This window comes from Acinetobacter endophylla (assembly GCF_053543775.1).
This window is the reverse complement of record NZ_JBLVOM010000235.1, coordinates 21,473-34,037: the sequence shown is the minus strand read 5'-3', so window position 1 is coordinate 34,037 and position 12,565 is coordinate 21,473. Positions and strand designations below refer to the sequence as shown.

At 43.3% G+C, this 12,565-nt stretch carries 12 protein-coding genes; 7 read left to right on the top strand and 5 right to left on the bottom strand.

Translation table 11 applies throughout. From position 1 onward, the window contains the following. The 5 genes from benE to pcaD form a co-directional block, all read left to right on the top strand. The coding region (benE, locus tag ACNPNW_RS08095; protein ID WP_448766863.1) for a benzoate/H(+) symporter BenE at positions 1–850 on the top strand (850 nt) is incomplete at its 5' end. A 37-nt stretch (positions 851–887) separates the two neighbouring features. Beyond that, entirely contained in the window at positions 888–1,559 is a 672-nt protein-coding gene (locus ACNPNW_RS08090) for a 3-oxoacid CoA-transferase subunit A (RefSeq protein WP_004647044.1), read from the top strand. Positions 1,560–1,578: 19 nt separating this feature from the next. Further along, the gene (locus tag ACNPNW_RS08085; protein ID WP_005246228.1) at positions 1,579–2,235 is read left to right on the top strand and encodes a 3-oxoacid CoA-transferase subunit B; all 657 of its coding nucleotides are present in this window, start codon (positions 1,579–1,581) and stop codon (positions 2,233–2,235) included. Positions 2,236–2,368: 133 nt separating this feature from the next. After that, positions 2,369–3,574 (top strand): 3-oxoadipyl-CoA thiolase, encoded by a 1,206-nt coding sequence (pcaF, locus tag ACNPNW_RS08080; RefSeq protein ID WP_448766862.1) that lies wholly within the window; start codon positions 2,369–2,371, stop codon positions 3,572–3,574. A gap of 59 nt (positions 3,575–3,633) precedes the next feature. Beyond that, positions 3,634–4,413, top strand: coding sequence for a 3-oxoadipate enol-lactonase (gene pcaD, locus ACNPNW_RS08075; protein WP_253173426.1), 780 nt, complete (start codon positions 3,634–3,636; stop codon positions 4,411–4,413). Between the two features lie 74 nt (positions 4,414–4,487). On the opposite strand, the gene ACNPNW_RS08070 is transcribed toward pcaD, so the two are convergent. Together ACNPNW_RS08070 and ACNPNW_RS08065 are read right to left on the bottom strand one after the other, a co-directional pair. Next, entirely contained in the window at positions 4,488–5,375 is an 888-nt protein-coding gene (locus tag ACNPNW_RS08070) for an EamA family transporter (RefSeq protein ID WP_005100202.1), read from the bottom strand. A gap of 100 nt (positions 5,376–5,475) precedes the next feature. Continuing rightward, positions 5,476–6,609 (bottom strand): hypothetical protein, encoded by a 1,134-nt coding sequence (locus tag ACNPNW_RS08065; protein WP_253148406.1) that lies wholly within the window; start codon positions 6,607–6,609, stop codon positions 5,476–5,478. A gap of 255 nt (positions 6,610–6,864) precedes the next feature. Here ACNPNW_RS08065 and ACNPNW_RS08060 point away from each other — a divergent pair, with 255 nt between their 5' ends. Then, entirely contained in the window at positions 6,865–7,932 is a 1,068-nt protein-coding gene (locus tag ACNPNW_RS08060; RefSeq protein ID WP_004731123.1) for a zinc-binding metallopeptidase family protein, read from the top strand. Between the two features lie 190 nt (positions 7,933–8,122). On the opposite strand, the gene ACNPNW_RS08055 is transcribed toward ACNPNW_RS08060, so the two are convergent. Beyond that, a complete protein-coding gene (locus tag ACNPNW_RS08055; protein ID WP_423090275.1) occupies positions 8,123–9,292 on the bottom strand; it encodes a thiolase family protein in 1,170 nt (389 codons plus the stop codon). An 83-nt stretch (positions 9,293–9,375) separates the two neighbouring features. Then, the gene (locus ACNPNW_RS08050) at positions 9,376–11,157 is read right to left on the bottom strand and encodes an acyl-CoA dehydrogenase C-terminal domain-containing protein (protein ID WP_253148405.1); all 1,782 of its coding nucleotides are present in this window, start codon (positions 11,155–11,157) and stop codon (positions 9,376–9,378) included. Positions 11,158–11,656: 499 nt separating this feature from the next. Here ACNPNW_RS08050 and ACNPNW_RS08045 point away from each other — a divergent pair, with 499 nt between their 5' ends. After that, positions 11,657–12,262: a TetR/AcrR family transcriptional regulator gene (locus tag ACNPNW_RS08045; protein ID WP_195726010.1), complete on the top strand. Its 606-nt coding sequence runs from the start codon at positions 11,657–11,659 to the stop codon at positions 12,260–12,262. Between the two features lie 93 nt (positions 12,263–12,355). Here ACNPNW_RS08045 and ACNPNW_RS08040 read toward each other — a convergent pair whose 3' ends face one another. Then, positions 12,356–12,550, bottom strand: coding sequence for a heavy-metal-associated domain-containing protein (locus ACNPNW_RS08040; RefSeq protein WP_423090274.1), 195 nt, complete (start codon positions 12,548–12,550; stop codon positions 12,356–12,358). Positions 12,551–12,565: the final 15 nt, after the last annotated feature.

Genomic DNA, 12,565 nt, shown 5'->3' with positions numbered 1-12,565 from the left:
CTGGATTCCTCAGGAAGTCGCTGCCGGAATGATGGCGGGGATTTTACTGCAGTTTGGTTTAGGGTTGTTTACCGCGACCGATACCATGCCCTATATCGTCTTTGGCATGCTGGCGGTATTTTTGCTGGCCAAGCGTTTTAGTCCACGCTATGCCATGGTCTGGGTGCTGATTGCCGGTGTGGTTTTAAGCATGCTGCTGGGCAAGATTAACCCGGTCACGGCAGATTTCAGTCTGGCGATTCCGCAATTTATTGCACCGGAATGGACCTGGAGTTCAACCCTGAATCTGGCCCTCCCGCTCATTCTGGTCAGCCTATCGGGCCAGTTTTTACCGGGAATGGCGATTATCAAACTCAGTGGTTATGACATGCCAGCCAAGCCGATTATCAGTGCAACCAGTATTGCCTCGCTTGCAGTGGCCTGTGTGGGGGGTATCACGATTGTCTTGGCCTCAATTACAGCTGCTTTGTGTTTAGGCAAAGACGCGCACGAGCTGAAAGAAAAGCGTTATATCGCCGGCGTGGCGAATGGGCTTTTTTATATTTTAGGCGGCTTATTTGCCGGCAGCATTGTCATGCTTTTTAGCCTAATGCCCAAAGAATTAATTGCGGCTTTGGCAGGACTGGCATTGCTCGGTGCGATTGCCACCAACATTTCCGTGGCCATGGGCAAAGAGTCACAACGTGATGCAGCGCTTATCACCTTTTTAGCGACTGCTTCCGGCATGCATTTCTTGGGACTGAGTTCAGTCTTTTGGGGAATTTGCATTGGCCTGGTAGCACATTTTCTGCTGTCACAGAAAAACCGTAACGCAGTTCCGGTTACAGCATCAGATTCAAAACGAGTTTAAAGACATCCATCAGTTTAGGATATGTAAGGACCAGATTATGATAGATAAAAGTTCATTATCATTGAAAGAAGCACTCTCCCAGATCAAGGACGGTTCTACCATTATGATCGGTGGTTTCGGTACAGCGGGTCAGCCTGCTGAACTGATTGATGGTCTGATCGAATTGGGTATTAAAGACCTGATTATTGTCAACAACAATGCCGGTAATGGCGATTATGGTCTGGCAAAACTGCTTAAAGCGGGCGCTGTGCGTAAAATCATTTGCTCTTTCCCGCGCCAGTCTGATTCCTGGGTCTTTGACGAACTTTATCGTGCTGGAAAAATTGAGCTGGAACTGGTGCCGCAAGGTAATCTGGCTTGCCGTATTCAGGCAGCAGGTATGGGCTTAGGTCCAATCTATACCCCAACCGGTTTTGGTACCTTGCTGGCTGAAGGCAAACCAACCTTGAACTATGAAGGCAAAGATTTTGTCCTGGAAAATCCGATTAAAGCTGACTTTGCTTTAATTAAAGCCTCTAAAGGCGATCGTTGGGGCAATCTGGTCTACCGTAAATCTGCGCGTAACTTTGGTCCGATCATGGCGATGGCGGCTGATGTGACGATTGCTCAAGTTTCTGAAGTGGTTGAACTGGGTGCACTGGATCCGGAACACATCATCACCCCGGGAATTTTTGTTCAACACGTTGTTCAAGTTAAACCTGCACAATAATTGGCATCGGAGATAAATAATGAGCTATAGCAAACTGACCCGTGACCAGATCGCTGAACGTGTGGCACAAGACATTCCTGATGGTGCCTATGTAAACCTCGGTATTGGTTTACCGACCAAGATTTCAAGCTACCTGCCAAGCGATAAAGACGTATTCCTGCATTCTGAAAATGGCCTGTTGGCTTTCGGTCCTCCTCCTGCTGAAGAAGACCGCGATCCTGAGCTGATCAATGCCGGTAAAGAATTCGTCACCCTACTTGAAGGCGGTTCATTCTTCCATCATGGTGATTCATTTGCCATGATGCGTGGCGGTCACTTAGATATCGCAGTATTGGGTGCTTTCCAGGTAGCTGAAAATGGCGATCTGGCTAACTGGCATACTGGTGCTCCAGATGCAATTCCAGCAGTCGGCGGTGCAATGGATCTGGCTGTTGGCGCGAAAAAAGTCTTTATTACGACTGATCACGTGACCAAAAAAGGCGAGCCAAAGATTGTGGCTGAATTATCTTATCCGGCTACTGGCCTGAAATGTGTCGACCGTATTTATACCGACCTTTGCGTGATTGATGTCACCCCTGAAGGGATGAAAGTGATTGAGAAAGTTGAAGGTCTGTCATTTGAAGAATTGCAGTCAATGACCGGTGCCAAACTGATTGATGCGACTCAATCAAATTAAGGGGAAGTCCCTCCTTTATTAAAGGAGGGATTTAGGGAGGATTTGAGGAATAAAACTACTTCATTAAATCCCTCCCAACCTCCCTTTAAAAAGGGAGGAGTTTTCTTCTTTTAAATATGTGAGCAAATACACAATGAAAAACGCATATATTATCGATGCCATCCGTACCCCATTCGGTCGTTATGCCGGTGGCCTCGCGCCTGTCCGTGCTGATGACTTAGGTGCGCTGCCAATTAAAGCGTTGATGGAACGCAATCCAAGTGTGAACTGGGAACAGGTCGATGACGTGATCTATGGCTGTGCCAATCAGGCCGGTGAAGACAACCGTAACGTCGGTCGTATGTCTTCTCTGCTTGCAGGTTTGCCTTATCAGGTACCAGCGACGACCGTAAATCGCCTATGTGGTTCATCAATGGATGCCGTGGCGATGGCAGCACGTGCAATTAAAGCCGGTGAAGCTCATCTGATTATTGCCGGTGGTGTAGAAAGCATGTCGCGCGCGCCATTTGTCATGGGCAAGTCAGAAAAGGCGTATGGCCGTAGCCAGAAGATTGAAGACACCACCATGGGCTGGCGTTTTATCAATCCGAAACTGAAAGAAATGTACGGCGTAGAAACCATGCCGCAAACGGCTGAAAATCTGGCGGAACAGTTCAACATCAACCGTGAAGACCAGGACAAGTTTGCCCTGACCAGCCAGCAACGTACTGCAGCAGCGCAGGCCAAAGGTTTCTATAAAAATGAAATCATTCCTGTGGTGATCCCACAGCGTAAAGGCGATCCGATCGTTGTCGATACTGATGAACATCCGCGTGCTTCAACCACAGCAGAAGCTCTGGCAAAACTGAAACCCGTGGTCAAAGCAGATGGTACGGTTACAGCGGGTAATGCTTCTGGTATTAACGATGGTGCGGCTGCCCTATTAATCGCATCTGATGAAGCGGTTGCTCAACACGGTTTAAAACCGCGTGCCAAAATTATTGGCTCAACGGTTGTGGGTGTTGAACCACGTATCATGGGCTTTGGTCCTGCACCTGCCATTAAGAAATTACTGGCGCAAACAGGTCTGACTTTAGAGCAGATGGATGTGATCGAGCTGAATGAAGCTTTTGCAGCACAAGCTTTGGCTTGTACTCGTGACCTTGGCATTGAAGATGGTTCAGAGAAAGTCAATCCGAATGGTGGTGCAATTGCTTTGGGCCATCCACTTGGTGCATCTGGCGCACGCTTAGTCACAACCGCACTCAACCAGCTGGAACAAACTGGCGGTAAATACGGTCTTTGTTCAATGTGTATTGGTGTCGGTCAAGGCATCGCTTTGATTATTGAACGCGTCTAACAACCTATTAAAAAGATAAACCTCCTCCCTTTTTTAAAGGGAGGTCGGGAGGGATTTCAATGCCAACATTTACATCCAACGATGCACAGATCAATTACCAGACCTTTGGTGATGCCAGCAAACCTGCCCTGGTTTTTTCTAACTCATTGGGCACTAAATTCAGCATGTGGCAACCACAAATTGAATTTTTCCAGCAAGATTATTTTGTTGTGTGTTATGACACTCGTGGTCATGGGGCTTCCTCTGCACCACAAGGTCCGTATAGTCTTGAACAGTTAGGTCAGGATGTGGTCAATCTGCTGGATCATCTGAATATCCAGAAAGCCGCTTTCTGTGGCATTTCTATGGGTGGTTTAACCGGCGAATGGTTAGCGATTAACAAACCTGAACGTTTTAGCCACGTGATTATCTGCAATACTGCTGCCAAGATCGGTCAGGAACAGGCCTGGCTGGAACGTGCCGCACTGGTACGTGAACAAGGTCTGGCGCCGATTGCATCGACAGCAGCAGCACGTTGGTTTACCGATCCCTTTATCCAGAGCAACGCAGCGATAATTGCAGAACTTTCAAACGACCTTGGAGCTGGCAGCCCGGAAGGTTATGCAAGTTGTTGCGAAGCTTTGGCTAAGGCGGATTTACGTGAACAGATCAAAACGATTTCAGTGCCGGTACTGATTGTGGCCGGTCAGCAAGACCCGGTGACGACAGTTGCAGATGGTCAAGCCATGCAAGCTGAAATTTCACAAAGCCAGCTGTTTGAAATCAATGCCTCGCACATTTCCAATGTGGAACAACCTGAGGCCTTTAATCAGGCAGTTCAGAAATTTATCGCAGCTTAAACAATAAATGCAAAGAAAAAGCCACTGTTGATCAGTGGCTTTTTTATACTTAGATTTAAAAAATTAGTGCTGCATCAGGCCCAGATTACTAGAATCGCCGCAATCACTACCAAGCCTAGTCCCCAATGCTCCGCACGTGCCAGTTTATCTTTAAAGAAATATGCCGAAATCAGCATACTAAACAGAATCTCAATTTGTCCTAAGGTTTTCACGACCGGCACACTCATCATGCTCATGGCAGTAAACCAGCCGAGTGATGCCATAAAACTGCACACACTCACCTTAAAAGTTAAGCCCAGACGCTGCCACATGGCCACTAAAGTCTGGCGACTGAATAGGCTGAGGTAAAGCAGCATACTCAGGCACTGAAAACTGATCACCATTAACAGCACCCAGGCCGCACGATGCAAGGTGGGTAAAGTGCTTAATTCCAGACTGGCTTCGCGTACCAGAAGCGAGGTAATGGCAAAACTTAATCCACTGCCAATCCCGATCGCCAATGTTCTCGCTGAAAACCCGCTGACCTGTTGGCCTTTACTCAATAAAAATACCGCATATCCGCCCAGCGCCACACCAATCCAGGCCAGGAATGACAAATGATCTGCTAAAAAGGTCACGCCAATAATGGCTGCAAGAATGGCTTCACTTTTCGCCAGCCCCACCCCAACGGCATAATTTTTTTGCTTGAACAGTTGTACCATCAGCGCCGTAGCTAAAATCTGACTGCAACCCGCAATCACCACATAGACCCAGAACTTGGGCGTGAAGTGAATCACACTTTCAACTGGCTTGAAATAATACAGGCTGCTCAGGTAAAGCGCAGCGAATGGCAAACCGAAAATAAAGCGTGCCAGGGTGACTCCCCACACATCGACCGTGGTGCTGAGCTGTTTTTGAAAGGCGTTGCGCCAAGCCTGCATAAATGCAGCAATTAAAGTGAAAAAAATCCAGCTGAATGCCATCTACTGATCGCTATTACTACAAAAGTGAATTAATTCTATGTCTTAACAAAAGGACTGACTAATTAAAAATAGGATACTCGCCGATAGCGGAAAGTTTGGATTACTTTCTAAATTCACTCACTAATTTGGCAAGTTGCTCCATTCCATCAAAGGTGGTTGGAATCTTGTCATCAGATGAAACTAGCGGTGAAAAGATAATATTTTCAAATTTCTCAAAGCCTGCTGCATTTTTCTTATGCAGTTTTTCTGAATCTTCAGCATAGTTATGGATGAACTGACACAGTGCCATGCGAAGTTCTAGCTGCATCATTTGAGATTGGACTGCTCTTTTGTCTTGTAAAGAAATTTTTAAAAGATATAACGTAATTAAAATTAAAGTAATGAAGGGAATAGAAATAAACCACATACCAGTAGGTAGCTTTCCATCAAAATAGAAAAATGCTCCAATTAATGCACCTAATTCCACAAAAGGTATAGAAAACATTGTTGCTGCAACAAAGCTATAAGTACCTTTTGCATTATCTAACTCTATTTTTTTCTGATCATAAAGCTCTTTAAAACCTTTATTGAGCAAAACGAAATCATAAGTTTGTTTATTTTTTTCAAGACGCTTTTCTAATTCTGATACTTCACTTTTTTTAGATTCAAATGTACTAGTCCAAGCATCAATTTTTTCTATATTTCTGTGATTAGACTCTAAATATTCAATATATTTTGAAAAATGATCAGGTGTTAAAGTTTCAATTATTTTTTGAAAATTTGGATTAGAATAAACTTTACTTAACAGTTTAAATGGCAATTTATCTATAAAAGAAAAAATATAATTTACTTCAGGACTGAATTTATTTGCATTATTTTCAATAAAATCAAAAAAGGATTTTTGAAAAGAGTATCTATAATCTTTCCTAAACATTACTTCTTTATAATATGCATAGATTAATAAATTTATATACTCTAGCTTTATTCGATCCGAATATTCAAAATGATGCCCTAATTCCCCATACTCATTATCAAATACCAACTTTAAACTTAAATCATTTCTTTTTTTGATCTCTATACAGTGTTCTTCAAACTCATTTAGCCTTTCATTATCATAAAGATCTATAGGATCTAAATTTTTTAGTAACTCCTTTTCCCACTCATCGATATCTGTCCTTTCTTTAATTTCAGAAATATATTTTTTTAATTGAATGATAACATTGCTAAATGAATTACTAAGAAATGAAAAAGCCATACTAAACCAATTTTTATAATTAAATAATGGTAATTTTCTTATAAATCAAAAACTAAAGCAATATCAATAATCATTAAACTATCTTTGATGGGATATTCATTCACACCTTTTTTACAATTCATCCATATAGAATTTTCAATGAAATTTTTATGATGTTTCTTTATCAGGAAGAAATTTAGGTAGGCATTCTGAACCTTTTTTCGTGTTCATCATCGATAAACATTTTAGGTCGTTCGCTTCCCTACAGGGAGTTTAATGAAACATTTTGAATGTGCCGTCTGCAAGCAACAGCTGTTTTTTTACAAATCAGTTTGTGATCACTGTCTGTCACCGATCGGTTATATCGCTTCGGAAAAAGAGCTATGCGCATTCGAAAAACAGAGTGCTGAGCGATGGGTTCCAATCGCCAAAAACTACCAGCATGCCAGTTATAAACCCTGTCACAATTATGTAAATTATCAGGTATGCAACTGGATGATTCCCAGCGATGAAGATGAGGAATTTTGTGAATCCTGTCAGTTGACCCATGTCATTCCTGATTTGGAAAATTCCGAAAACCTGATTTACTGGTTTCGACTGGAAGAAGCCAAACGTCGATTCCTGTATTTGGCCCAGCGCATGAACATGATGCCACGCCCTAAAAAGTCTGAAGATGATCCATTTGGTCTGCGTTTTGATTTTCTCCTGCCCCAAGAAGATAAGCCTGTTTTAATTGGTCATGCCAATGGGGTCATTACCCTAAATGCAATTGAAGCCGATGTAGTTTATCGGGAAACTACACGTGTAAATATGGGTGAAAACTACCGGACTTTATTAGGTCATTTTCGCCATGAAAGCGGCCATTATTATTTTGCGCTCATGCAACATATGCATCCGGAATTGCTAGATGAATTCCGTCAGTATTTTGGCGATGAGCGGCAAGACTACAGCAAGGCACTTGAACGCCATTATAACGAAGGCGCACCAATCAACTGGCAGGAAAAGTATATCAGTGCTTATGCCACCGCCCATCCCTGGGAAGACTGGGCAGAAACCTGGGCACATTATCTGCATATGATGGAAACACTGGAAACTGCCTACTATGGTGGTATGCGTGTCGAAGGAAATGGCAGCTATCTGGCCAGTATGGATTTTAAAGAATGCCCGATTGGTGGACAGGATTTTGAACACATTCTAGAAAATTGGGTCACCTTGACCTTTAATCTGAATGCCTTAAACCGTTGTATGGGCCTGGAAGATGCCTACCCGTTCAAGCTGAGCGAAGCAGTAAAAGACAAGTTACGATTTATTCACCGGCATGTGCTAGAAAAAGTTTTTAAATAATTTAAAAAGTAATTTTTATAGTAAAAATATAGATGGAATCGGATCAGCAAAGTCTGAAAATGTTGATTTTATTGTGTATTTTAAAAATTAATATGATTTAAAGAATCCCTGCTCCTGGCGAACCAAGAGCAGCAACTTTTGAATGAATCAGTATTGAGTTTGCTACCTGAATATACGATTTAGGATGTGCTTAAATCAGTTCCACAGCAATCGCAGTCGCTTCACCACCACCGATACATAAGGACGCAATCCCTTTCTTGCCGCCAGTACGTTTTAAGGCATGAATCAAGGTCACAATAATACGAGAGCCAGAAGAACCCAATGGATGACCAAGCGCACAAGCACCACCATTAATGTTCACTTTTGCTGGATCAAGTTTAAAGCCATCAATGGCTAACATAGTGACCATGGCGAACGCTTCGTTGATTTCCCAAAGGTCAACCTCCTGAGCATCCCAACCGGTTTTTTTCAGGACTTTTTCAATCGCACCAACAGGTGCAATAGTAAATTCTGACGGATGCTGCGAATGGCTGGCATAGGCCAGAATATTAGCTAGCGGTTTTAAGTTACGCTGTGCAGCAATTTCGCTCGAGGTGATCACCAATGCTGAAGCACCATCTGAAATTGAACTGGCATTTGCCGCAGTAATGGTTCCGTCTTTTTTGAACGCTGGACGCAGAGTTGGAATTTTGTCAGCCTTGGCATTTAAAGGCTGTTCATCCTGTTCCACCACCACATCGCCTTTACGGCTACTGACAGTGACCGGTACGATTTCATCTTTAAAGAAACCTTGCTGCACCGCCGTCACGGCTTTATTTAAGGAACCAATCGCATAGTCATCCTGCTGCTCACGGGTATAACCTTTTTTATCCGCCATTTCCTGAGCAAGAATTCCCATCGACAGGCCTGTTTCCGCATCTTCCAGACCTTCCTGGAACATATGATCAATGACCTTTCCATGCCCCATACGGAATCCGGCACGTGCCTTGTCCATCAAATATGGTGCGTTCGACATCGACTCCATCCCGCCTGCAACCACAATCTCTGCTGAACCGGCCTTGATCGCATCTGCTGCCTGCATCACGGCTTTCATGCCTGAACCACAAATTTTATTGATGGTGGTCGCACCAGTTGAATCCGGTAGACCTGCCTGACGCATGGCCTGACGTGCCGGACCCTGTTTTAAACCGGCTGGCAGTACGCAGCCCATGATCACTTCATCAATATCATTGGCCGCCAATCCTGCACGTGCCACCACTTCTTTAATTGCCACAGCACCCAAATCCGGCGCGGTACAGCTTGACAATGAACCTTGAAAACCGCCCATCGCGGTACGTACTGCATCTACAATTACGATCATTTTAGTTTCATCCTTTTTCATCATTGTTATCAACCCTACATAGCCAAAGCGCTGTAGGGCTGGTCCTTCGCAATCATTGCGGGTTAAGCCTGTGCGGTAAAATAGTCTTCAGGCAACTGCATCACCAGTTCCGCACCGGCTTGAATACGTTGGATTCGTGCACTCAAATCCGGAAGTATTTTGGCCACATAATAGTTGGCCAGTACCAGTTTGTTCTGGAAGTAGCTGTCGTCTTTGGCTGCAGCGGCTTTGCTAATCCGCGCATACATATACACGAAACTTAGTAGCCCAACCGCATGTAAATAATCGACAGCAATCGCGTTGGCAAAATCAGGGTTCAGTTTAGACTGCTCGACGATGAATTTGGTGATATCTTCAAGTTGCTGGAAGGCTTCTAATGTCGCCGTTTTAATCGTCAATGAATCATCTAAATTTTGGGCAAATTCACGGATTTCAGCAATATATTCCGCGATATAAGTCCCATTACATTTGGTGGTTTTACGCCCAATCAGGTCAATCGCCTGCACGCCATTGGTGCCTTCATAAATCTGTGAAATACGCAGGTCACGAATACACTGTTCCATGCCCCATTCACGGATATAGCCATGACCACCGAAGCACATTTGCGCTTCCAGTGCAGAATCCAGTGCCTTGTCGGTCAAATAAGCTTTGGCGATTGGCGTTAACAGCGCCACACGGTCAGTCGCTTTACGCACCGCTTCAGGGTCGGTTGAGTATTTGGTAATATCCAGTTGTTGACCTACATACACCGCAAACGCACGTGAAGCTTCATTGTTAGCACGTACATTGAGCAGCATACGGCGTACATCGCCATGGACTAGAATTGAATCGGCTGGTTTTTCTGGAGATTTTGCACCAGTTGATGCACGGCCCTGTAAACGGTCCGTCGCATATTGTGCCGCATTCTGGTAGGCAAATTCTGCTGCACCAATGCCCTGAATTCCCATAGACAAACGTTCGTAGTTCATCATCACGAACATGCCGGCCAGACCTTCATTTTCATTGCCAACCATATAGCCCTTGGCGCCGTCAAAGTTCATGACGCAGGTCGCCGAGCCTTTAATTCCCATTTTATGTTCGATTGAACCGGCAGATACTGCATTACGCTCACCCAGTGATCCATCTGCATTGACCAGGAATTTCGGCACAATAAATAATGAAATACCACGTGAACCTGCTGGTGCATACGGTGTTTTCGCCAGTACCAGATGAATGATGTTTTCACTCAGATCATGCTCACCGCTGGTAATAAAAATTTTGGTGCCGGTAATATTGTACGAACCATCTTCATTTGGTTCAGCTTTGGTCTTGATAATGCCAAGATCTGTGCCGGAATGTGGTTCAGTCAGACACATGGTGCCTGACCATTCACCCGTATAGAATTTTGGTAAATAAGTTTCTTTCTGTTCCTGTGAGGCGCGGTCATTGATCGCCATACCTGCACCCACAGTGAGTAGTGGATAAAGCATAAAAGATGGGTTGGTGCTCCAGATCATTTCATCCGCCAGAACCGTGAGCATCTTCGGCATGTTTTGTCCGCCCCATTCTTCAGGCGCACCCAAGCCTACCCAGCCACCTTCAGCAAACTGTCTGAAAGCTTCTTTAAAACCTTTGGGTGTTGTCACCACACCATTGTTAAACTGAGCACCACCTTCTTCATCAGCAGGACGATTCAGGTCAAGAATGACATTTTTAGAAAATTTGGCCATCTCTTCCAGAATTGCATTTGCCGTCGCCATATCTAAATGTGCAAGATTTTCATTACCTTGCCAAAATTGTTCCGCTTGGAATACATCATTTAAAATAAATTCCATGTCTTTTAGCGGCGCATTATAAATCGGCATTTTTAAATTCCTTAAAGGGTGATACTCAATCCTGTTGCTAAATATTTTCTAATTTTCATTAGGATCCAGACAGGCCATTTTAAAATCGTGATATCCAATTCTTGCAGTATTAAATCTAAATCTAGATTCATAAATTTGCCTTGTAAATCACGTCTTCATGTTCAGTATGAGTGACTGAATATGCCAGCTTAATATTGATCGTTTTCCTGTGCTAAACCCTGATGAATATGGGCTTAAAACAGTCGAAGGATTTAGCTTCGTGCGCTGAAACAATAAAATAATTATACTGAAAATGGAATTTTATTTAGCAAAGTTGATCTCTAGGGTTCAGTTTTCTTGACAATATTTCTGTCTGCTTAGCATCGCTATTTTTATTTGTCAGCAGTTGCTGCATAAATATACAAAATGAGATAAATATCACGACCTTAGTTTTATAGCCATCGCGTGCAAAATTGCATATTCTTGAAAGGTTCTTTTTCGAAAAGTATGGACCAAGAAGATGACGACTGTAAGACAGCAGAACTTCCTTCTTCGTAAAGAGAAGATCCTGAGCATGGCGGAAAGCCTGCTACTGGATAATAATCAGGACATTACCCTGAGTGAGCTGGCCAGTGAACTGGACATCGCAAAAGGAACCATCTACAAACATTTTAAAAGCAAGAACCAGTTATATTTAGAACTGATTATTCTGAATGAAAAAAGAATTCTAGAAATATCAAAAAAGCATAATAACGATATTAAAAATTATGTTTCACAATATATGCTTTATCACATGCTCAATTCAAACCGAACCATCCTGTTGCATGTCATTGAAGAGCGTTTAACCAATAACGAAAAAAATCTGAAAGAGTTATTTCAGGAGCTTTATCGTATTCGTGAAGAACGGATTATCCGGATTAAAGACATCACCCATGATTATCTGGTGGCTTTAGAAAGTGCCATGTCGATTCGCGATTATTTATCTTATATCTGGACAGTCACCTATGGCGCTTCGCTGTTATTAAATTCGACCCATTACCAAAAAGCAATTGGGTCACGTGAACGTTTAATTAAACTTTATATTAATCAGGCACTCATGACGCCAGATAAAATCTCATCGGTATGATCACTAGAATAAAAAATGCCTGATTCAATCAGGCATTTTTTATTTGGCTGTATGAGTGCATAAGATCACTTTCGCAATCTAACTCGACAATGATCAGGCTGCCACAGGCGGGAAACCATCTTCGGTTAAAGCTGCAACAATCTCAGATTCACTGGCTGTCGATTCAACTTCAACCAGTTTAGTGGCCACATCAATATTCACAGTGGCATTTTCATCCAGATCTTTAATCGTAGCCGTGACACTGCGCGCGCAGCCACCACAAGTTATATTTTCAATACGGAATTTCATGTTTAGCTCCATAGG